Here is a 21,195-nt window from a genome sequence, read left to right as displayed (position 1 = left end):
AAGAGGTCCCTCTCCGCACGCCTGCGAGGTGAGCTGTCGGGTTCGGACCGGGAGGTGGCCCGGCCGCCGTCGGCGGAAACGGTTCCGCTTGGGCGGCTTCACCCCAAGCCGTGGAGGAACGGCAACAAACCTGGTTCCCCCGCCCCTGCCCAGGGTCTGGTCGGTTTCCCGTGGCGCGGCGGGCAGGACTCGGCGTTCCGCGCACGGGGTCCGCAGCTGCGAACTCCAGGGAGACTAGACAGATCCTCAGACTAATCACAAGCTCATATCGCCGACATCACACAGAAATTACGGCGCGTGTTCGATCGCCCACCGACGGCGGGGCTTTGTCCGGTTTGATGGGCGTTCACACCACCGTCAGAGGCCGAAAGACGACGCCAAGTCAGTGTGCCGATGGCTCAGTACGGGCGTGCGGCGACCGGATCTCCGGACTGAATTCGACCGGAAGTTCGCGCAATCCACGCATGATCAGACCGCCTCGCCAGCGCAGATTCTCCGGACTTTCGGCCAGCCGGAGATCGGGCAGCCGGGACAGCAGCGTGGCCAGCGCGGACCGCCCTTCGAGCCGGGCCAACGGGGCGCCGATGCAGTAGTGGATGCCGTGCCCGAAGCCCAGATGGGGGTTGTCGCTCCGGGCCAGGTCCAGGGTGTTCTCGTCGGCGAACCGGGCCGGGTCGCGGTCCGCCGCCGCCAGCACCACCAGCACCGGGTCGCCGACCGGGATCTCCACCCCGCCGATGGTCAGCGGCGCGGTCGCGAACCGCCAGGTCGCCAGCTCCACCGGCCCGTCGTAGCGCAGGAGTTCCTCGATCCCGGTCTCCAGCAGCGCCGTCTCGCCGCGGACCACCGACTCCTGCAGCCGCGCCCGCTGGTCCGGGTTGCGCAGCAGCGCGTACGTCCCGTTGCCGATCAGGTTGACCGTCGTCTCGAACCCGGCGAAGAGCAGGATGAAGGCCATCGCGGCGGCCTCGTTCTCGGTCAGGTGCTCGCCGTGGTCGCTCGCCCGGATCAGACCGGAGATCAGGTCGTCGCCGAGGTCCGCCCGCTTGCGGTGGATCAGCTCCAGCAGGTAGGCCCGCATCCGCTTCACGGCCCGCCCCACGCCGCCGCGTTGGCTGCCGCCCTGGCCCGGCTTCGTGTGTCGCAGCATCATTCCGGCCCAGTCGCGAAAGTCGTCCTGATCCTCGGCCGGCACGCCCAGCATGTCGCAGATCGCGTAGATGGGGAGCGGGAAGGCGAACTCGTGGATGAGGTCCGCCGAACCGCGCTGCGCGAAGCCGTCGATCAGCCGGTCGGTCAGCTGCTGCACCCGCGGCTCGAACTCGGCCACCCGGCGCGGGGTGAACGCCTTCGACACCAGCCGGCGCAGCCGGGTGTGGTCCGGCGGGTCGATGTTCAGCAGGTGGGTCATCAGGTCGGCCTGCCGCTCCCCCGGGATGCCCACCCGGCCGGTGCGGTGCGCCTGCTCGCTGTGGTGCGCCGGGTTCTTCGACAGCCGGCTGTCCGCGAGCGCCTGCCGGGCGTCCGCGTACCTGGTCACCAGCCAGGCCTCCACGCCGCTCGGCAGCTTGGTGCGGTGCACCGGGGCGTGCTCGCGCAGCCAGGCGTAGGCGGGGTACGGGTCGGCCGCGAACTCCCAGGTGAAGAGCTGCGGGGCGGGCTGGGCGGCGGGCTGGGCGCCGTCGGGCTGAGCTGGCATGGGTCGACCGTAACCGCTGGACCGGACGCGCCCGGACGGCCTCCGGGGCGCCGCCGCCGCGTCACCGGCTCGCGAACCGTTCGTGAGCGGCACGCGAGCAGCACACCAACACTCCGTGGACGCCCCGTGGACGGTCCGTGGACAGCCCTTGGACAGCTCTTGGCCGGGTGGCAGGCGTGAGCCTGGTCACCTGCGGGGTAATCCCTGTTGCGGAGGGTCAGGACGTGCCTACGATCCTCCGCAGTACGCGTGGGCGCCGGTGCGGTGTCGCCCACAGGGAGGAGCAGGCCATGCGGGTCAGCGGAGCAGTCGTCGTCATCGCGGTACTCGACGGCGGTTCGGGAGCCGACCTCGCCCGCCGGTTCACCGCGGCCGGCGCCGCCGGGATGCTGATCGCCGACCAGCACGTCGGGATCGCCGAGGACCTCGCCGCCGAACTCGACCAGCCGGGCTGCCCCGTGGTGGGCGTCTGCGGCGACATCCGCCGGCCCAGCGACGTCGCCGCCCTGGTCGACACCGCCGAGAAGCACCTCGGGCCGATCGACCTCTTCTGCGTCGCCGGCCCGAAGGGCGAGCGGATCGTCTCCCTCGCCGACCTGCCCGACCACCTCGACCTGGAGCGCCTCGCCGAACTGGTCGCCCTGATCGGCGAGGCCATCGGCGAACTCGTGCCGCCGCAGCGGCGTCCCGTCGAGAGCACCGCCACGGCCGCCTGAGCCGCTACTCGGACTTGAGCCCCTCGGCCGCGCGCACCGCGTCCCGGTAACCGCGCGCGGCCGAGCGCAGCGCCGCGTCCACGTCCACCCCGGCGTCGTGCGCCCGCTGCGCCACCGCGAGCAGCAGCCGGCCCGCCGACTCCGCGGTCAGCTCGGCCGGCAGCTCGTACGGCTCGTCCGGCACCTCCGCGAAGCCCGCCCGGCGCACCCGGGACACCAGCTTCGCCGCGTACGCCAGCGCGGGCAGCCCGGCCGGCACGCCGTCCAGGACGGACTCCCGGTCCGCCTTCTCGGCCGCCTTCAGCTGCTCCCAGTTCGCCTCCACCTCGGCGGCGCCCTCGGCCTCGACGTCCCCGAACACGTGCGGGTGCCGGTACACCAGCTTCTCCACGATGTCCCCGGCCACGTCGTCGATGGTGAACGGCTCGGTGGGGTGCTCCTCGGCGATCCGGGAGTGGAAGAACACCTGCAGCAGCACGTCGCCCAACTCCTCGCGCAGCGTGTCCCGGTCCCCCTCCTCGATCGCCTCGACCAGCTCGTAGGCCTCCTCGACCAGGTACTTCACCAGGCTCTCGTGGGTCTGCTCGGCGTCCCACGGGCAGCCGCCGGGCGAGCGCAGCCGGTCCATCACCGAGGCGAGGTCCAGCAGCCGGGCCCCCGGCAGGTCGTACGAGCCCGGCAGCACCTCGATCTCCGGCACCTCGCCGGCGTGCTCCACCGCGAGGCGGGCCAGCGCGTCCGTCAGCCCCGGGTCCCCGTCCGGGCTACCCAGCCACACCGTCGGCCCGGCCTCGGCCGGCTGCCCGGTCAGCAGCCGCGCCAGGGCCGGCGCCGACCCGGCCGGCACCGCCTCGACCGTCACCCCGGCCTGCCGCACCGCCGCCACCTGCGGATGCCCCTCGTCGGCCACCAGCACCCGCCCCGCGGAGCGCAACGCCTCCCAGGCCGGCCACGCCAGCAGCCCGGGGGCCACCCGGTGGGTGGTGGTGAGCAGGATCAGCTTCGCGCCCGGAGCGTTCGTCGGCACAGCATTCGTCGTCACACCCCGAACCTACCCGCCGCGCCCGCCCCCGGCCCTGCCGATCCCGGTACGGCAACGGCGGCCCCGGGCCGCAGCCCGGGACCGCCGATCGACGGGTGTTACTTCTTCGCCCCCGCCAGGTCGTCGAACATCGCCGACAGGAACTCGGTGCACCAGCCCAGCAGCTCCCGCCCGACCAGCGGCTTGCCGCCGATCCGCCCGGTGCTCGGCCGCGGTACCAGCAGCTGCTGGGCCGCCGCCTTGACCTGGCTGCGCGGGTAGAGCCGGTTCAGCCGCAGCTGCTGGGACTCGCGCAGCTCCACCGGGCCGAAGCGGACGTTCGAGCCCTGCAGGGTGATGTCCGAGATCCCGCACCTGCGGGCGTACAGCCGCAGTGCGGCGACCATCAGCAGGTTCTCCACCGGCTCGGGCAGCTTCCCGTAGCGGTCCACGAGCTCGTCCCGGACCTGCTGGATGTCCGCCTCCGAGTTGACCGCCGCGATCGAACGGTAGGCCTGCAGCCGCAGCCGCTCGCCGGGCGCGTAGTCGTGCGGCACGTGGGCGTCGACCGGCAGCTCGATCTTCACCTCCAGCGGCTCCTCCTCCGGCTCCGCGCCGCCGTTGGCCAGCGACTCGCGGAACTCGGCCACCGCCTCGCCGACCATCCGCATGTAGAGGTCGAAGCCGACCCCCGCGATGTGCCCGGACTGCTCGCCGCCGAGCAGGTTGCCGGCGCCGCGGATCTCCAGGTCCTTCATCGCGACGTACATGCCGGCGCCCATCTCGGTGTGCTGGGCGATGGTGGCCAGGCGCTCGTGCGCGGTCTCGGTGAGCGGCTTCTCCGGCGGGTACAGCATGTACGCGTAGCCGCGCTCGCGGCCACGGCCGACCCGGCCGCGCAGCTGGTGCAGCTGGGAGAGGCCGAAGGTGTCGCCGCGCTCGACGATCAGGGTGTTGGCGTTGGAGATGTCGATGCCGGACTCCACGATCGTGGTCGACACCAGGACGTCGAACTCCTTCTCCCAGAAGTCGACGACGACCTTCTCCAGCTGGGTCTCCCCCATCTGCCCGTGCGCGGTGGCGATCCGCGCCTCGGGCACCAGGTCCTTCAGCCGGGCGGCCGCCTTGTCGATCGACTCCACCCGGTTGTGGATGTAGAACACCTGGCCCTCGCGCAGGAGTTCACGCCGGATCGCGGCCGAGATCTGCTTCTCGTCGTACGGGCCGACGAAGGTCAGCACCGGGTGCCGCTCCTCCGGCGGGGTGGTGATGGTGGACATCTCGCGGATGCCGGTGACGGCCATCTCCAGGGTGCGCGGGATCGGGGTCGCGGACATGGTGAGCACGTCCACGTTGGCGCGCAGCTTCTTCAGCTGCTCCTTGTGCTCGACGCCGAAGCGCTGCTCCTCGTCGACGATGACCAGGCCGAGGTCCTTGAACCTGGTCTCGGAGGAGAACAGCCGGTGGGTGCCGATGACGACGTCCACCGAGCCCTCGAACAGCCCCTCCAGGACGGCCTTGGCCTCGCTGTCGGTCTGGAAGCGGGACAGCGCCTTCACGGTGACCGGGAAGTTGGCGTAGCGCTCGGCGAAGGTGGAGAAGTGCTGCTGCACCAGCAGCGTGGTCGGCACCAGCACCGCCACCTGCTTGCCGTCCTGCACGGCCTTGAACGCCGCGCGCACCGCGATCTCGGTCTTGCCGTAGCCGACGTCGCCGCAGATCAGCCGGTCCATCGGGACGGACTTCTCCATGTCGGACTTGACCTCGGCGATGGTGGTCAGCTGGTCCGGCGTCTCCGCGTACGGGAAGGCGTCCTCCAGCTCGCGCTGCCACGGGGTGTCCGGGCCGAAGGTGTGGCCGGGCGCGGCCATCCGCGCCGAGTACAGCCTGATCAGGTCGGCGGCGATCTCCTTGACCGCCTTCTTGGCCCGCTGCTTGGTCTTCGCCCAGTCCGCGCCGCCGAGCCGGTGCAGCGTCGGGGCCTCGCCGCCGACGTACTTGGTGACCTGGTCGAGCTGGTCGGTCGGCACGAACAGCCGGTCGCCGGGGTGGCCGCGCTTGGCGGGGGCGTACTCCAGCACCAGGTACTCGCGGGTGGCGCCCTGGACGGTGCGCTGCACCATCTCCACGTACCGGCCGACACCGTGCGCCTCGTGCACCACGTAGTCGCCGGCCACCAGGGCCAGCGGGTCGATCGCGTTGCGGCGCCGGGACGGCATCCGGCGCATGTCCTTGGTGGAGGACTTCTGGCCGGACAGATCGGTCTCGGTGATGACGGTGAGCTTGAGGGCCTCGTCGACGAAGCCGTGCTCGATGGAGCCGCAGGAGACGTAGACGACGTCCCGGGTGGGCGCCTCGGCGAGGTCGGCGACCAGCCGGGCCGGGATGCCCTCGTTGCCGAGCACCTCGGCCAGGCGGGAGGCGGGCCCGTGGCCCTCCGTCACCATGACGACCCGCCAGTCGGCGGCCAGCCGCTCCTTGGCGTCGGCGATCGCCCGGGCGGTGTCTCCCCGGTAGGCCTCGACGGCGTGCATGCCGAGGGTCAGCGTGTTGGCGTCGAACTCCAGCACCTCGTTCACCGAGGACTCGCTGGTCGCGAACGGGCTGACGGACCACCAGGGCAGCCCGATCTCGGCGGCGTGCTCGCGCACCTCGGCGAGCGAGCGCAGCGAGGCGGCGGAGACGTCGATGGTCTCCAGGTCGATCGGCCGGTCACCGCCGGCCGCCGCGGCGACCCAGGAGGCCTGCAGGAACTCCTGGCTGGTCGCCACCAGGTCGGCGGCCCGGGTGCGGACCCGCTCCGGGTCGCAGACCACCGCGACCGAGCCGAGCGGCAGCACGTCGAGCAGCAGCTCCATGTCGTCCACCAGCACCGGCGCCAGCGACTCCATGCCCTCGACCGCGATGCCCTGGGCGATCTTGTCCAGGATCTCGGCCAACCCGGGCTGCTCGGCGGACAGTTCGGCGGCCCGGGCGCGCACCTCGTCGGTCAGCAGCAGCTCGCGGCAGGGCGGCGCCCACAGGCCGTGCTCGGCGATCTCCAGCGAGCGCTGATCGGCGACCTTGAAGTAGCGGACCTCCTCGACGTCGTCGCCCCAGAACTCCACCCGCAGCGGGTGCTCCTCGGTCGGCGGGAAGACGTCCAGGATGCCGCCGCGGACGGCGAACTCGCCGCGCTTCTCGACCAGTTCGACCCGCGCGTAGGCGGCCGCGGCGAGCCGGCGGGCCACCTCCTCCAGGTCGTGCGACTCCCCGCGCCGAACGGCCACCGGCTCCAGCTCGGCCAGCCCCTTGACCTGTGGCTGGAGCACCGAGCGGACCGGGGCCACGATCACCTGCACCGGCCCGGCCGCCGGGTCGTCGGCCCGCGGGTGCACGATCCGGCGCAGCACGGCCAGCCGGCGGCCGACGGTGTCCGAACGGGGCGACAGCCGCTCGTGCGGCAGGGTCTCCCACGCCGGGTACTCGGCGACCGCGTCGGGGGGCAGCAGCGAGCGCAGCGAGGCGGCCAGGTCCTCGGCCTCCCGCCCGGTGGCGGTGACGGCGAGCACCGGGCGGCCCCGGTCGCCGGCGGCCCGCCCGGCCAGCGCGCGGGCCAGCGCGGCGATCGCGAACGGCCGGGCGGCGGGCGGTCCGACCAGGTCAAGGTGGCGGCGGCCGCCGGCCGCGGCTCCGGTGGCGGTGGCCGCCTCGATCGCCTCGGCGAGCGCCGCGTCCCGCGCGACGACATCGAGAAGTCCGGTCAGGCTCATCTGGGTCTCTTCTTCGTCCCGTGGCTGGTGCTGCCTCCGGGCGGCGAGAAGCCCGCCGGGGCAACGCGAACGGCCCGGCGCGCCGAGCGGCCGGGGGTCTCCAGCCTACGCCGCGGCACGGACGGGCACGCGGCGTACGAGCCCGGCGGGGCCACGCCGTCCGGGCGGCGGACCGCGCGGGGACGAACCGACGGGAGGGCCCGCCGCGCTGTCAGGGACGCGACCGCAGGCGAACCACTGGACGGAACACCGGCCGGCCGGTGGACGAACCGGTCGGGCACCGGTCCGGGCCCGGCTCCGCCATCCGCCACGAACTGGCCATACTCCTGTCACTGGCCGTCCATGGAGATCGCGCACCATGGTGAACGTGCCCGCCGCACCCAACCGTGGGGGATGGCTGTGGCGGCACTGTCGCACCCCCGATGGGGGTCGGAGGTGCGAGGCCGGGCGACCCTGGGTGGGGGCGCCCGCCCAAGCGCCGGGAACCGTGGCGCCCTTTCCTGGAGGGCGCCACGGGTCTCGGCCTCTTCGCTTCGTCCACCCGCTCCGCCAGCCGGTCGGGGTCTAGCGGCGGCGGTAGGTCACCGTGTTGGGGGCCGCGTAACCGGCGCCGTCGTCGACGATGACGATCTTCGGGATGATCCGGGTCTCCTCGACGCCGTCCGCGCCCTCCGCGCCGTTCCCGTTCTCCGCGCCGTCCCGCTCGGCCACGCCGTCCCGCTCGGCCACGCCGTCCCGCTCGGCCGCCGGCAGGGGCGGCGCGGCCGGCCTCGGCGGCACCACGGCCGGGGCGACCGGGCCGGTCACCACCTCGGTGTCCTCGGAGCCCTTGGCGTCCTTCAGCTCAGCGACCCTGGAGGCCGAGGACCCGCCGAGCACCGGCTGCCGCACCGCCGTCGTCCTCTCCCGCGCCGGGGCGTCCGCCTCGGTGTCGGCCGGCACCGCCTTCCGCAGGTTCGCCACCGGGATCTCCCCGGTGTCCGCCTCCGGGTCCGCCGGCGCCGCGTCGGACACCGCGTCCGCCGGAGCGGCCGCGGCACCGGCGGAGGCGAGCACCTCCGGCTCGATCTGCCCGACCGCCGCGCCGGTGAGCGAGGCCAGGGTGGCCTTGATGTGGTCCAGGTGGTGTTGCACGGTCTCCAGCCGGGCGTCGAACGCTTGCTGCTCGCGCTCGCTCTCCGCGTTGATCTTCTCGGCCTCCCGGCGGGCCTGCTCGATCAGCTGGTCGGCCTTGGCCTGGGCGTCCGTCTCCAGCTGCTTGATCCGGTTCAGCACCGTCTCCCGGTGCTGCTCGGCCTCCTTGACCCGGCGCTCGGCGGTCGCGGAGACCTCGGCCTCCTCGGTGTCGGCCTTGGCCTGGGCCGCGGCGAAGGCCTCGTCGGCCTGGCGCCGCTTGGCGGCGAGCTCGGCCTCGGCGTGCTCGCTGGCCTCGGCGGCGGCCACCCGGACCTTGGCGGCGTAGGCGGTGGCCGCGTCGCGGGCGGCGCGGCTCTCCCGGTCGGCGTCCGAGCGGATGCCCTCGGCCTCGGCGCGGGTGCGCTCGTCGATGCGGCGGGCGGCCGCGTCGGCCTCGGCGCGGGTGGTGGCGGCGTACTCCTTGGCCGCCTTGTCGAGCGCCTGCCCCTGCTCGTAGACCTCGTCCCGGAGGTCCTCGGCGAAGCGCTCGGCCTTCTCCTTGACGGCGCGCGCCTCGTTCCGGGCCATCTCGGCCAGTCCGGCGGCCTGCTCGCTGAGCACCTGGTAGTCCGGCTCCGGGGCCTCGTCGGCGGCTCGGCGGATGTCGTCCAGCCGGGTCTCCATCTGCCGGATCCCGGCTCCCAGGACGCTCAACCGTTCCCACGCCTCGTCGCGCTGGGCGGTCAGGGCGGCGAGCGCCCGGTCGACCTGCTCGGGCGCGTAGCCGCGCCGGGCCTGGGTGAAGCCGTACTGGGGGACGGCGTCGCTCATGGGCTCTTCCCCTCGTTCGCGGGCTGCGGAGCCCATGATCGGACGGAACGGCCGGATCCGGAACCGGTTGGGAGACCGGGGCCGGATTCGGCCGTCGTGCGGACCGGAATACGTCGAGGACCGGACGAATAGACCCATCCTCTTGACCTATTTTGCGCAGATCCGGACGAAACCCCAACGAGGCACAGCTACCGGGGCATGCCGAAGGGGTCGTTCCGGACACCGGAACGACCCCTCCCCACCTGCGAGGATCCGCGACGGTCCGCTACAGCAGACCGTCCCAGAACTGCTCCAGCAGCACGGCCCACCAAGTGTCCGTGGACTGCAGGGCCGCCGGGTCGATCGCGGCGAGCTCCGCCTGGAAGTCGGTCGTCCAGCGACCGGCCTGCTCCGGCGTCAGCCCGTACCGCAGCCGCCACATCCGGCCCAGCAGGGCCAGCGCGCGGACGAACTCCGGTACACCGCTGTTGACGAAGCGCGGCGGCTGGCCGGTTCCGTCGACGTCCACGGCGACCACGTTCGCGGTGCCGTACTGGACGCACAGCTGACGGCCGTAGTCGTTGCCGAGCACCAGGTAGCCGCCGAAGTCCGCGGCCGTGGGCAGGCCGCGCTCGGCGGCCAGCTCGGCCAGCGTCGGGATCGGCCGGCCCTCCTGCGCCTGGGCCCAGAAGAACGGCCCGAAGTCGCGCGGCAGCCCGGCCCACATCAGCGTCTGCGACACCGGCTCGGGCACACCCTGGCGGGAGACGGCGCGCTGCTCGTAGCGGAACAGGTTCTGCCCGAAGGCCGTCCCGAGCTCCTGGGCGAGCTGCTGGGGCGGCAGCGGGGGCAGCGGCTGGACCGATCCGGGCGCGGGCAGCGGGGCCCGGAACGGGCGGACCCGCTGGGCGCCGGAGGCCAGCTGGTGCAGCTCGTCCAGGTGGTCCAGCAGCTCCGCCATCCCGGCCTGCCGGGAGGCGTGGTCACGGCCGTACGGGGCGGTGTGGGTCAGCCGCACGTTCGGCCAGGAGGCCGCGATCATGCGGTTGCAGTAGCCGCCGGGCAGATCGCAGGACTCCAGCTCGGTGTAGAGCTCCAGCACCTGCTCCGGGGGCACGTTCAGCCGGCGCAGGTCCTGCAGGATCTTCCACTCCGGGTGCGGGGTGCCGGGCTCGCTGCGGTGCAGCAGCTTCTGCTCCGAACCGTCCGGGCCCCGGTAGCTGAGCGCGGCGAAGTAGCCCGGGCCGACCGCGGGCACCCCGGGCGGCACCGGCGCGCCCGGCGGCGGGCCGGTGACCGGAGTCGGCGGGACGACCCCGGGCGCGGCGCCGGCGTTCGGGTAGCCGTACCCGGCCGCGGGCGCGGCGGGGGCGGCCGGTCCGCCGGGCGGCGGCGGGACGGCGGGGCCGCCGGACGGCGGCGTGCCCGGGTCCGCCGGGCCGCCGAGCAGCGCCGGGTCGATCGCGCTCGCCAGCTGGGTCGCCTCGTACGCCATCCCGGCGGCGGCCGGGGCGGGCGCGCCCTGCGGGGCCGGGGCCGGGGCGGCACCGGCGCGCAGGCCGGCCGGGGGCGGAGGCGGCGGGGTCGAACCGGCCGAACGGCCGCCGGAGCCGGCGGCGGGCGTGCCGGAGCCCGGCGTGTGCCGCAGCTCGGCGGGCGCGGGCGGCGGCGGGACGGACCCGGCGGTGCGGCCCAGCCCGCCCGCGCCGGACGAACCGGACGGGCCGGCCGAACCGCCGCGCAGCGCACCCGGTGGGGGCGGCGGCGGGGCCGAGCCCGGGGCGCGGCCGAGGCCGCCCTGGCCCGTGGCGGAGGGCGGGGCGGCCGGGCCCGGGGCACCGGGCAGGCCGGCCAGCCCGCCGGGCGAGGCCAGCATGGTGGGCGCCTGCTCCACCGGGGCTCCGCCGACCGGCGGACCGGGCGGGATGCCGGGCGTGGCGAGCATGGTCGGTGCCTGCTCCACCGGAGCGCCGGGCGGGGTCGCCGGGGCACCGGGCAGGCCCATCAGGCCGGGCATGGCGTCCGGCGGCGCGAGCAGCGTCGGCGCCGGTTCGACGGCCGCGGCGGGAGCCGGGGCCGGCGGGGCGACGGGCGGCGCGGCCGGGGGCTGGGCGGCCGGGGGCTGGGCGGCCGGGGGCTGGGCGCCGATCGGCGGGACCGGGGGCATGCCGTAGCCGCCGCTGCCCGGGGGCATCAGCATGGTCGCGGCCTCGGCCCCGGCGGGGGCGGGCGCGTCGGGCAGGTCCGAACCGGAGGTGCGCAGGCCCTCGGACATCAGGACGGTCGCCGCCTCGGCACCGACCGGGGCGGCCGGCGGCACGGGGGCGGCCGGCGGGATCGGCGCGACCGGTGCCGGCGCCGGCACCGGTGCGGCGGCCGGCGGCTGCGCGGCGCCGAGCGGCTCCTCGCCGGGCGGCGGGGCCAGCATGGTCGGCGCGTCCCCGGCGGGCCGGTCGGAGACCGGCGGCTCGGTCAGCACGGCGGGCGCGGACGGCACGGCGGGCGCGGGCACCGGCGCGGGCGGCTCGTCGGCGGGCACCGGAGCAGGCACGGCGGGAGCCGGAGCAGGCGCAGCGGCCGGAGCGGCGGCAGCGCCACCCAGCTTCTCCGCCTCCGCCGCGATCGCCGCCGCCCCCGCCTCCTGCAGCCACTGCGGCGGGCTGAGCAGGAAGGAGGTGGCCTCCACCGGCCCCGGAGCGGGCTTGGCCGCCCCGGCCGGGTTGGCCGCGACCGGCCGCCCGTACACCTCCTCGTACTGTCGGACCACCTCGTTGACGGGCAGCGCGGGCCACAGCGTGCTGGCGCCCGAGTCGCGGGCGATCACCAGCCGCGCCTCGCCCGAACCCGAGCCCGACCCCGACCCGCCGTCGCCGTCGGCACCGGCGCCCGCGGGGCCGGCCGCCGCCTCCGCGGGCGACACCGCCCAGCAGACGAAGCCGAGGTCGAACTCCCGGACCCGCACCTCGCGCTGCTGCGCGTGCGGCACGCCGCCGTTGATCCACTCCTCGGCGAGCTCCTGCGCCTGCGCGTACGTCACCACGCCCGGTTCACCCCTGTCCCCGTCGTCCCCACTCGTTCCCTCAACGCCGTTCCCGCGGTCACGTCAGTCCACCGGGACGGCCCGGGCGAACCCGCCGTCCACCATCAGCTCCGCCACCGTCTCCAGCTCCGGCGGGCTGCCGGCCAGCCGCAGCAGGAAGGCGTCGAAGTCGTCCCCGCAGGGCAGCAGCAGCCGGGCGCAACGCTCCTCCGGGGACTCCGGCGCGCCGGAGTCCCGGGCGTCGTCGTACAGGTGGAACCAGACCGAGCCGGTCCGGTCGCCGCGCACCTTGAGCGCGATGATGCCGCCCTGCGCGTAGGCGATGCCCAGGTAGTCCTTGGTGAAGTGGTCGCGCAGGCACTTGTTGGCGTACACGACGTCCTCGGTGCCGTACTCCTCGGTGAGGGTCAGGAACGGCTGGTCGAGCAGCATGCCGAGCTCGGTGTCCAGCGCCACCCCGACCGGGCCGCGGCCGCCGCCCAGCTTGAGGAAGGTGCGGTAGGCGCCGGGCAGCCGGTAGCCGAGGCGCTCCTCGGCGCGCTGCACCAGGTCCTCGGGGACACCGATCGGGTCCCCGCCGTCCTTGGCCAGCGAGAAGTGGACGGGCCGGCGCTCCTGCAGCGGGCGGGTGCCGCGGCGGGAGTGGTCGGCGGGCGAGGTGGCCAGGCCGCCGTGGTGCCGCAGCAGGGCCTTGACCTCGACCGGGACGAGCTCCATCCGGCGCCAGCCGGGGGCGGCCCGGCCGACCGCGTGGTGCCAGGTCCAGCCGGGCGGGGTGGCCACCGCGGTCTCCAGGTCGGCCCAGAGCGGGTGGCCCTGGGTGAACAGCGCGACGTTGGCCGAGACGTAGTCGGTCAGCCGCAGTTCGTCCACGCCGAAGCCCTCCGGCGGGTCGGCGACCTCGGCCGCCGCGGCGGCGTAGGGGCCGAAGTCCGGGTAGCCGGACTCGTCCACCTGGACCCCGGCCGGGTGCCGCTCCGCGCGGACCGGATCCGGGAACTGCACCACCTGACCTGCGTACGCCGCGTTCGGTGCGGCGGCGACGCCGGGCCGACCTGTCGTCATCTGGGAGCCCCCACTGGCTGCTGCAAATTCTTCGGTGCGCTTGCTGGGCACCAGCCTATTGGTTCACCCGCCCGGCCGATCCCCCGCACCCAGAGCCCGTTCCAACACCTCCACGACCCGCAGCTGCTGTGCCTCCGTGAGGTGCGGATGCAGCGGCAGGCCGAGCAGTTCGCGGGCGGCCCGCTCGGCGACCGGGAAGGAGCCTCGCCGTGACCGAGCGGACGCGACGCCGGCTGCAGGGCGTCCATCGGCGCGAACTGGCCGAACAGGTGGACGGGCAGCAGCGCCACGGCTCCGGCGCCGAAGGGGCCGCGCCCGCCTCGGTGGCCTCAACGTCCGGCGCTGGCAACGGAGTCGGCCGGGCCGGTACGCGTCCCCTTCGGCTCGCCGCCGGAACGGTACCGGCCGGCGTCCGGACCCGGGGACGGTTTCGGTAGATCGGTGGACAAGTCATGACGACGCTGTGCGGATCCGGCCCGGGTGCGGCCAGGATGCGGGTGGGGCGCGGTCGCGATCCGCCGGGAACCGCACGGGTGTTCGCCTGGCCCGCACCCCGGTTGTGCGGTTGTCGGTGTCAAATGACAGGCTTGCCCCGGACCCCACGGGGACCTACAGGAACCGGACCGCCAGGAACGAGGAGGAGGACGCCGCATGACCACCGGTGAGCCGGCGGGCCCGCCCGTGCTGCGCCACCACCGCGACAGCCTGCTGCCCGCCGTCGCCGCCGCGCTGTCGCTCAAGGGAGGCGAGGTGCACACCCTGGCGGGCGACAAGGACGACCGGCGCCCGGTCCTCCACCCGCTGGTCGGCGAGTTCCTGGACACCCTGCCGGTCGAGGCCCGCGAGCGGTTCACCGGCCGCTGCCCGGAGGCCGTCCTGCTCTCCCAGTACCTGACCACGGTCGACGGGAAGCGCTCCAAGCGCGCGGCCCGCAAGCCGATGAGCCTCCACGAGGCCCGCAAGGCGCTCAAGGGAGCCCGGATGACGACCCTCCGGATACGCGAGGAGGGCGACCCGGCGCACGGCACCCACGCCCCGCCGTGCCGCTCCTGCGCCCCGATGCTGGAGCACTTCACTGTGCTGAGCGTCGCCGTCGGGCCGCCGGCGCGCTGAGCCGTCCGCACGCCGGACTCCCGCCCTGCCGCCCCTCGTACGCCCCCGTCCCCGAGCCTCCGGAGCACGCCCTGAATCCGCCCAGCCCGCCCCCGCCCGCACCGGCCACGCTCGCCCCGGGCACGCTCGCCCCGGGCACCCGGCCCCCGGCCGGCGCCGGGCGGACCCGCCCACGCTTCCCCGCCGACGTCGCCGCCGAGCTCAAGGCCTCCGGCTGGCACCCCGGCCGCTGGCAGATCCGGCAGGCCGAGGAGTGGGCCGACGCCTTGGTCGGGCACGGCGGTCCCGGCGGCGTCCCGCACGCGGTGTTCCCGGCGGCCGTGGAGGCCTGGGCCGAGTTCGGCGGCCTCGCCTTCGACCTGTCCGGGCCGGGCCGCCAGCTGGCCCGCACCCCCTTCCTGATCGACCCGATGTGCGGCCTGCACCAGCCGCGCACCCTGTTCGACCTCGGCCGGGCGCTGGGCACCCAGCTCGCCCCGCTCGGCGAGGAGGCGTACGGGCAGGCGCTGCTGGCAATCGACGAGGAGGGCCGGGTCTACAGCCTGGACCACACCGGCGAGTGGTTCCTCGGCCACGGCATCGACCAGGCGATCAGCGCCCTCGTCCTGGGCACCGCCCCCGAACGGCTGCGCACCGACGAGGGGTAGGACTGAACCCCTACCCGAGCCGGTCGCTCCGGACGGCCAGCCGGGACGGCAGCACCGCCTCCACCCGGAACCCGCCGTCCGCCTCCGGCCCGGACGAGAAGGTGCCGCCCAGCGCGATCACCCGCTCCCGCATCCCGACCAGCCCGTTGCCACCGCTGGGCAGCTTCGCCGCGCCCCGCTCCCCGCCCGGACAGGCGTTCACCACGCTCACCCGCACCCCGTTCGGCGCGTACGCCAGCAGCACCGACACCTGGGCGCCGTCCGCGTGCTTGTGGGCGTTGGTCAGCCCCTCCTGGACGACCCGGTAGGCGGTCTGCTCGGCCTCGCCGGTGAACTCCTGCCGGCTGCCGCTGACCGTCAGCGTCACCGCCATCCCGGCCGCCCGAGACTGGTCCACCAGCCGGGGCAGCCCGGCCAGCGAGTCCGGCTCCGGCTGCCGCTCGTCGTCCATCCGCAGCACGCCGAGGATCTCGCGCAGCTCGTTGAGCGCCTGCCGGCCCACCTCACCCATCAGCCTGGCGCTCTGCGCGGCCTTCTCCGGGTCCTTGACGACTATTCGCTCCAGCGCCCCGGCGTGCACCACCATCAGCGAGACCCGGTGCGCCACCACGTCGTGCATCTCCCGGGCGATCCGGGTGCGCTCCTCCAGCCGGGCCCGGCGGGCGCGCTCCTGGGCCTGCTCGGCCAGCAGGTCCAGTTCGGTCTCCAGGCCGTGCGCGCGGTCCTTGAGCGACTCGATCAGCCGCCGCCGCGCCCCCACGTACAGGCCGGTCACCACCGGGGCGACGGTCAGCCCGACCGCCACCAGCAACGAGAACAGGATCTGGATCCACAGCGGCGGCTGCTCCACCGGCGAGTCTCCTGGCACGATCAGCGTCACCGCGATCACGGCCGCCGCCTCGGCGAAGGCCAGCCCGGCCAGCGCCACCACCCGGCGGCGCCGGGAGGGCCACTCCCAGGTTTCCGCCAGCGTGTACAGCGACACCACCAGCAGCACCACGCCCAGCATCCCGGGCGTCACCAGCAGGGTCGCCAGCACCGGTACGGCCGGCCAGCGCCGGCGCACCACCAGCGAACCGCCGGCCAGCGTGCCGAGCAGCGCGATCCCGACCGCACCCACGGTGCTCACATGGATCCGGGCGGACAGGAAGGCGATCGTGCTGGCCGAGCACTCGACCGCGGCGAGCAGCGCCAGCCCGATGTCGAGGAGGGCGCTGCGCCGCCGCTTCCACCACCAGAACGACCGGACCGGCACGCGCTCCCCAGGCGACTTGCTCATGCCTGACAGAGTAAGCGGCAACCCCTTCCCTTCCCCACCGGGATTGGCCGGTACGCCCCCCGCACCCCTTAAGTGGTCCAGACCACAGGTGGTTTTCGGCGGCTCTGTCCGCCATCCGGCCAGGTCTCGGACAGCAACCGCCCCGACACCTATGCTGGTCGCGTCGGACAGCGCGGTCCGCACGCGTCACACCCGCCACACTGCGCGTGGACCTGTGACGATGAGCCGTTGCCGAACCCCACCACCACAGGGAGCCAGCCGTGACCGCTCCGGTCCCCACCCCGGCGGACAGCCCCACCGTTCTCGCCGCCGGCGCAGCCGCAGACAACTCGGCCCTGCGCGCGGACATCCGCCGCCTCGGCGACCTGCTCGGCGAGACGCTGGTCCGCCAGGAGGGCCCCCAGCTGCTGGGCCTGGTCGAACAGGTCCGCCTGCTCAGCCGCACCGACGGCGAGGCCACCGCCGAACTCCTCTCCGACATCGACCTGGACACCGCGGCGAAGCTGGTCCGCGCCTTCTCCACCTACTTCCACCTCGCCAACGTCACCGAGCAGGTGCACCGCGGCCGGGAGTTCGCCACCCGTCGCGCCCGCGAGGGCTCGCTGCTCGCGCAGACCGCCGACCAGCTCGCCGACGCCGACCCCAAGCACCTCGAGGACACCCTGGCCCACCTCGCGGTCCGCCCGGTCTTCACCGCCCACCCCACCGAGGCCGCCCGCCGCAGCGTGCTCAACAAGCTGCGCCGGATCGGCGAACTCCTCGACCGCATCCACCGCGAGGAGCTCACCTCCGGCCTGGCCGCCGCCGACCCGGCCCGCACCAGCAGCGCCAAGCGCTCGGCCGACCGCCGCCTCGCCGAGGTCATCGACCTGCTCTGGCAGACCGACGAACTGCGCATCGCCCGCCCCGAGCCCACCGACGAGGCCCGCAACGCCGTCTACTACCTGGACGAGCTCTACCGCGAGGCCGTCCCCGAGGTCCTGGAGGAGCTGCACGAGGAGCTCGCCCGGGTCGGCCTCGGCCTGCCCGACGGCGTGCGCCCGCTCACCTTCGGCACCTGGATCGGCGGCGACCGCGACGGCAACCCCAACGTCACCCCGCAGGTCACCTGGGACGTCCTCAACCTCCAGCACGAGTACGGCATCAAGGACGCCCTCGCCGCGATCGACGAGCTGCGCAACACCCTCTCCACCTCCGAGCGGCTGGCCGGCGCCTCGGTCGAACTGCTCGCCTCGCTCAACACCGACCTGCACCTGCTCCCCGAACTCAGCCCCCGCTACAAGCGGATGAACGCCGAGGAGCCCTACCGCCTCAAGGCCACCTGCATCCGGCTCAAGCTGGAGAACACCCGCGAGCGCCTGGCCGGCGGCACCCCGCACGTCGAGGGCCGCGACTACGTCGGCACCCGCGAGCTGATCGCCGACCTGCGGCTGATCCAGGACTCGCTGCGCGCCCACCGCGGCGAGCTGATCGCCGACGGCCGCCTCGCCCGCGCCATCCGCACCATCGAGGCCTTCGGCCTCCAGCTCGCCACCATGGACGTGCGCGAGCACGCCGAGGCCCACCACCACGCCCTCGGCCAGCTCTTCGACCGGCTCGGCGAGGAGGCCTGGCGCTACGCCGACATGCCCCGCGAGTACCGGCAGAAGCTGCTCGCCAAGGAGCTGCGCTCGCGCCGCCCGCTCGCCCCCACCCCGGCCCCGCTGGACGAGGCCGGCACCAAGACCCTGGGCGTCTTCAACACCATCCGCGAGGGCTTCGAGCGCTTCGGCGACGAGATCGTCGAGAGCTACATCATCTCGATGTGCCAGGGCGCCGACGACGTCTTCGCCGCCACGGTGCTGGCCCGCGAGGCCGGCCTGATCGACCTGCACTCCGGGATCGCCAAGATCGGCATCGTGCCGCTGCTGGAGACCACCGAGGAGCTCCAGCAGGCCGACCGCATCCTGGACGAGATGCTCTCCGACCCCTCCTACCGGCTGCTCGTCTCGCTGCGCGGCGACATCCAGGAGGTCATGCTCGGCTACTCCGACTCCTCCAAGTTCGGCGGCATCACCACCTCCCAGTGGGAGATCCACCGCGCCCAGCGCCGGCTGCGCGACGTCGCCCACCGCTACGGCATCCGGCTGCGCCTGTTCCACGGCCGCGGCGGCACCGTCGGCCGCGGCGGCGGCCCCTCGCACGAGGCCATCCTGGCCCAGCCCTGGGGCACCCTGGAGGGCGAGATCAAGGTCACCGAGCAGGGCGAGGTCATCTCCGACAAGTACCTGCTCCCCTCCCTCGCCCGGGAGAACCTGGAGCTGACCATCTCCGCCACCCTCGCCGCCTCCGCGCTGCACACCGCCCCGCGCCAGGCCCCCGAGGAACTGGCCCGCTGGGACGCCGCGATGGACCGGGTCTCCGAGGCCGCCCACACCTCCTACCGCGCCCTGGTCGACCAGGAGGACCTGCCGAAGTACTTCTTCGCCGCCACCCCGGTCGACCAGCTCGCCTCGCTGCACCTGGGCTCCCGCCCGTCCCGCCGCCCCGACTCCGGCGCCGGGCTGGACGGCCTGCGGGCCATCCCGTGGGTGTTCGGCTGGACCCAGTCCCGCCAGATCGTCCCCGGCTGGTACGGCGTCGGCTCCGGCCTCGCCGCCGCCCGCGCGGCCGGCCTCGGCGACGTGCTGGACGAGATGTACGGCCAGTGGCACTTCTTCCGCAACTTCCTGTCCAACGTCGCCATGACGCTGGCCAAGACCGACCTGCGGATCGCCCGCCACTACGTCGAGCAGCTGGTGCCCGCCGAGCTGCGGCACATCTTCGACCAGATCGTCACCGAGCACGAGCTCACCCTGCGCGAGGTGCTGCGGCTCACCGGCGAGAGCGAACTGCTGGAGCACAACCCGGTGCTGAAGCAGACCTTCACCGTCCGCGACGCCTACCTCGACCCGATCTCCTACCTCCAGGTCGCGCTGCTGCGCCGCCAGCGCGAGGAGGTCGCGGCCGGCCGCCACGAGGACCCGCTGCGCGCCCGCGCGCTGCTGCTCACCGTCAACGGCATCGCCGCCGGCCTGCGCAACACCGGCTGACGACCGCTCGGACACGCGTCGGGGCCGGTGCTCTCCACGAGCACCGGCCCCACGCCGTTTCAGAGGCTGACCGAGACCAGGTTCCCGTACTCCCGGACGATCTCCGCCCGGGCGGTCTCCGGCTCCGGGGTGTGGACGATCACCCCCTTGCCGTCCAGGGCGATCTCCACCCACGCGATGTACACGCCCTTCGACGCCGCCCAGTCCCCGGCCTCCGCGCGGATCTCCTTGGCGAGGGTCAGCTGCGAGGGGTACGAGGGCGCGGCGACGAACCGCGGCTTCACCTCGGGCCACTGGGACACGGCCCGCGACACGGCGGCGTCCAGGCCCGTCGGGCCCGGGCTGCGCATCACGACCAGCGTGGCCGCGGCCGTGTCCAGGCAGGTCGCGAAGTAGTGGTCCCCGTACTCCTGCCGCGCCATCCGCTCGACCGCCTGGCCCGCCGCCACCAGGTCCGCCCTCCCCTGCTGGTACGACGCCGGTGCCGAGGACGGCCCGCTCTGGCAGCTCAGGACGGTCTTCACCCGCTCGTCGGTCTCCGCCCCCCGCGACGACGACGACGTCCTGCTCTGGGTCACGGACGGCTTCACGATCGGGGCCCCCGCCGGCCCGGTACCCGAACCCGCACCCCCTCCGCCGCCCAGCTGTGTCAGCGCCCCCGCGCCGACCGCCAGCACCGCCACCGCCGTGACCGCCCGTACGACTCCCTGCCGCCGCGCCCGCCGGCGCCCCGCCTCGCGCAGCTCGGCCAGCGGCGGGCTGCCGCCGATCCCCGCCGCACGTGCCCCGAGCCGGACGGTCAGCTCCTCCTCGAACCCGTCCTCAGCGCTCACGCCCCACCAACTCCCTCGCCGGTTCCAGTTCCTGTCGAAGCGCCTTGATCCCCCGCGCCAGGTGGGTCTTCGCCGTGGTCACCGAGCACCCCAGCTCCACCGCCACCTGGGCGACGGACAGGTCCAGGTAGTAGCGCAGCACCACCGCCGCCCGCTGCCGCCGCGGCAGCCCGGCCAGCGCCGCCACCAACTGCCCGTCCCGCTCGGCCTCCTGGACCGCGGGCCCGTCCGGCAGGGCGGCCGTCAGCACCTCGCGCCTGGTCCGGCGCCACCGCGAGACGTGGGTGCGGACCATCGTCCTGCGGACGTACCCCTCGGCCGCCCCGGGCTCCCGGATCGCCGACCGTTTCGGGTACACCCGTGCCAGGGCGTCGTGCAACAGGTCCCGGGCGTCGTGAACATCCCCGGTGATCAGGTACGCCCCCCGCAGGAGGGCCTGGTACCGCGCCGCGACGAACTCGTCGAACGGGTCGGATCCGGAACCCCCCGGGCGCATCGATTCGCGCTTCATACCCTCATGACGCCCCACCCGCCAGAAACGGATGACAAGACGGCGAGGGGCCGGTGCCCACTCCCGTGGACACCGGCCCCTCACCTCACGTTCCTACTCCGCGGGCTCGCCCGTGCGCCGGCGCTTCAGCCACAGCGCCGCTCCGCCGGCCGCGACCACCAGGCCCCCGCCGACCGCCAGCAGCCCGGCGTCCGGGCCGACCGGATCGCCCAGCACCGGCCCGAACTGCGCCGCCGCGGGCTCCGGCGTGACCCCCGGATCCGGCTCGGCCACCGGATCGGCGTGTGCCACCGCACCGCTGGACAGCAGCATCCCGGCCGCCCCCAGCGCACCGGCGGTGCCCACCCGTCGTCCGAGCTGCTTCAGCCGGACCACCCGGAGCCGCCGAAGTCGGCGGACCGGACGCAATCTCCGCATCGAGAACTCCCCAGGACCCGTTCGCGTACCAGGCCGACGCTATCCGATCCCGCACAGGCTTCTCACACGGATTCAGGTTTGGCGGGGCAAGCGTTGTACGACTGT

At 74.5% G+C, this 21,195-nt stretch carries 14 protein-coding genes and 1 riboswitch; of the genes, 4 read left to right on the top strand and 10 right to left on the bottom strand.

Annotation, left to right across the window (positions count from 1 at the left end; genetic code table 11):
* Window positions 1-4: 4 nt before the first annotated feature.
* Window positions 5-172, bottom strand: a riboswitch (cyclic di-AMP (ydaO/yuaA leader).
* A gap of 210 nt (window positions 173-382) precedes the next feature.
* Window positions 383-1,699, bottom strand: a complete 1,317-nt coding sequence (locus ACIG5E_RS16730) for a cytochrome P450 (protein WP_396534145.1) — start codon at window positions 1,697-1,699, stop codon at window positions 383-385.
* Between the two features lie 290 nt (window positions 1,700-1,989).
* Here ACIG5E_RS16730 and ACIG5E_RS16725 point away from each other — a divergent pair, with 290 nt between their 5' ends.
* Window positions 1,990-2,415 (top strand): SDR family NAD(P)-dependent oxidoreductase, encoded by a 426-nt coding sequence (locus ACIG5E_RS16725; protein WP_396534144.1) that lies wholly within the window; start codon window positions 1,990-1,992, stop codon window positions 2,413-2,415.
* A gap of 4 nt (window positions 2,416-2,419) precedes the next feature.
* Here ACIG5E_RS16725 and ACIG5E_RS16720 read toward each other — a convergent pair whose 3' ends face one another.
* The 5 genes from ACIG5E_RS16720 to ACIG5E_RS16700 form a co-directional block, all read right to left on the bottom strand.
* Entirely contained in the window at window positions 2,420-3,457 is a 1,038-nt protein-coding gene (locus ACIG5E_RS16720; protein ID WP_396534143.1) for a MazG family protein, read from the bottom strand.
* Window positions 3,458-3,555: 98 nt separating this feature from the next.
* Window positions 3,556-7,188: a transcription-repair coupling factor gene (gene mfd / locus ACIG5E_RS16715; protein WP_396534142.1), complete on the bottom strand. Its 3,633-nt coding sequence runs from the start codon at window positions 7,186-7,188 to the stop codon at window positions 3,556-3,558.
* 564 nt (window positions 7,189-7,752) lie between these two features.
* Window positions 7,753-9,135, bottom strand: a complete 1,383-nt coding sequence (locus tag ACIG5E_RS16710; RefSeq protein WP_396534141.1) for a hypothetical protein — start codon at window positions 9,133-9,135, stop codon at window positions 7,753-7,755.
* Between the two features lie 265 nt (window positions 9,136-9,400).
* Entirely contained in the window at window positions 9,401-12,154 is a 2,754-nt protein-coding gene (locus ACIG5E_RS16705) for an SUKH-4 family immunity protein (protein ID WP_396534140.1), read from the bottom strand.
* Between the two features lie 63 nt (window positions 12,155-12,217).
* A complete protein-coding gene (locus ACIG5E_RS16700; RefSeq protein WP_396534139.1) occupies window positions 12,218-13,219 on the bottom strand; it encodes an SMI1/KNR4 family protein in 1,002 nt (333 codons plus the stop codon).
* A gap of 651 nt (window positions 13,220-13,870) precedes the next feature.
* On the opposite strand from ACIG5E_RS16700, the gene ACIG5E_RS16695 reads away from it, so the two are divergent.
* Both ACIG5E_RS16695 and ACIG5E_RS16690 read left to right on the top strand, forming a co-directional pair.
* Window positions 13,871-14,332 (top strand): YwqJ-related putative deaminase, encoded by a 462-nt coding sequence (locus ACIG5E_RS16695; RefSeq protein ID WP_396534138.1) that lies wholly within the window; start codon window positions 13,871-13,873, stop codon window positions 14,330-14,332.
* A gap of 71 nt (window positions 14,333-14,403) precedes the next feature.
* On the top strand, window positions 14,404-14,979 hold the full coding sequence (locus tag ACIG5E_RS16690) for an SUKH-3 domain-containing protein (protein ID WP_396534163.1): 576 nt from the start codon (window positions 14,404-14,406) through the stop codon (window positions 14,977-14,979).
* A 10-nt stretch (window positions 14,980-14,989) separates the two neighbouring features.
* Here the strand turns inward: ACIG5E_RS16690 and ACIG5E_RS16685 are convergent, their stop codons facing one another.
* Complete coding sequence (locus tag ACIG5E_RS16685; protein ID WP_396534137.1) at window positions 14,990-16,258, bottom strand: sensor histidine kinase; 1,269 nt, start codon at window positions 16,256-16,258, stop codon at window positions 14,990-14,992.
* A 335-nt stretch (window positions 16,259-16,593) separates the two neighbouring features.
* On the opposite strand from ACIG5E_RS16685, the gene ppc reads away from it, so the two are divergent.
* The gene (gene ppc, locus ACIG5E_RS16680) at window positions 16,594-19,329 is read left to right on the top strand and encodes a phosphoenolpyruvate carboxylase (RefSeq protein ID WP_396534162.1); all 2,736 of its coding nucleotides are present in this window, start codon (window positions 16,594-16,596) and stop codon (window positions 19,327-19,329) included.
* A 59-nt stretch (window positions 19,330-19,388) separates the two neighbouring features.
* Here ppc and ACIG5E_RS16675 read toward each other — a convergent pair whose 3' ends face one another.
* From ACIG5E_RS16675 to ACIG5E_RS16665, 3 genes are all read right to left on the bottom strand, one after another.
* Window positions 19,389-20,162, bottom strand: a complete 774-nt coding sequence (locus ACIG5E_RS16675; RefSeq protein ID WP_396534136.1) for a hypothetical protein — start codon at window positions 20,160-20,162, stop codon at window positions 19,389-19,391.
* The gene (locus ACIG5E_RS16670; protein WP_396534135.1) at window positions 20,152-20,673 is read right to left on the bottom strand and encodes a SigE family RNA polymerase sigma factor; all 522 of its coding nucleotides are present in this window, start codon (window positions 20,671-20,673) and stop codon (window positions 20,152-20,154) included. Before ACIG5E_RS16670 ends, ACIG5E_RS16675 begins: the two co-directional genes overlap by 11 nt.
* Before the next feature lie 93 nt (window positions 20,674-20,766).
* Window positions 20,767-21,090 (bottom strand): hypothetical protein, encoded by a 324-nt coding sequence (locus tag ACIG5E_RS16665; RefSeq protein ID WP_396534134.1) that lies wholly within the window; start codon window positions 21,088-21,090, stop codon window positions 20,767-20,769.
* Between the last annotated feature and the right edge of the window lie 105 nt (window positions 21,091-21,195).

It is taken from the genome of Kitasatospora sp. NPDC053057 (assembly GCF_044546945.1).
GTDB lineage: Bacteria > Actinomycetota > Actinomycetes > Streptomycetales > Streptomycetaceae > Kitasatospora.
The sequence above is the reverse complement of the archived record's forward strand: the minus strand, read 5'-3'. Positions and strand labels throughout refer to the sequence as shown.

What these genes read in the sequence shown, in the direction of transcription:
- ACIG5E_RS16730 (WP_396534145.1), bottom strand. Translation starts at nt 1,699, where the DNA reads ATGCCAGCTCAGCCCGACGGCGCCCAGCCCGCCGCCCAGCCCGCCCCG.
- ACIG5E_RS16725 (WP_396534144.1), top strand. Translation starts at nt 1,990, where the DNA reads ATGCGGGTCAGCGGAGCAGTCGTCGTCATCGCGGTACTCGACGGCGGT.
- mfd (WP_396534142.1), bottom strand. Translation starts at nt 7,188, where the DNA reads ATGAGCCTGACCGGACTTCTCGATGTCGTCGCGCGGGACGCGGCGCTC.
- ACIG5E_RS16710 (WP_396534141.1), bottom strand. Translation starts at nt 9,135, where the DNA reads ATGAGCGACGCCGTCCCCCAGTACGGCTTCACCCAGGCCCGGCGCGGC.
- ACIG5E_RS16700 (WP_396534139.1), bottom strand. Translation starts at nt 13,219, where the DNA reads ATGACGACAGGTCGGCCCGGCGTCGCCGCCGCACCGAACGCGGCGTAC.
- ACIG5E_RS16695 (WP_396534138.1), top strand. Translation starts at nt 13,871, where the DNA reads ATGACCACCGGTGAGCCGGCGGGCCCGCCCGTGCTGCGCCACCACCGC.
- ACIG5E_RS16685 (WP_396534137.1), bottom strand. Translation starts at nt 16,258, where the DNA reads ATGAGCAAGTCGCCTGGGGAGCGCGTGCCGGTCCGGTCGTTCTGGTGG.
- ACIG5E_RS16670 (WP_396534135.1), bottom strand. Translation starts at nt 20,673, where the DNA reads ATGAAGCGCGAATCGATGCGCCCGGGGGGTTCCGGATCCGACCCGTTC.
- ACIG5E_RS16665 (WP_396534134.1), bottom strand. Translation starts at nt 21,090, where the DNA reads ATGCGGAGATTGCGTCCGGTCCGCCGACTTCGGCGGCTCCGGGTGGTC.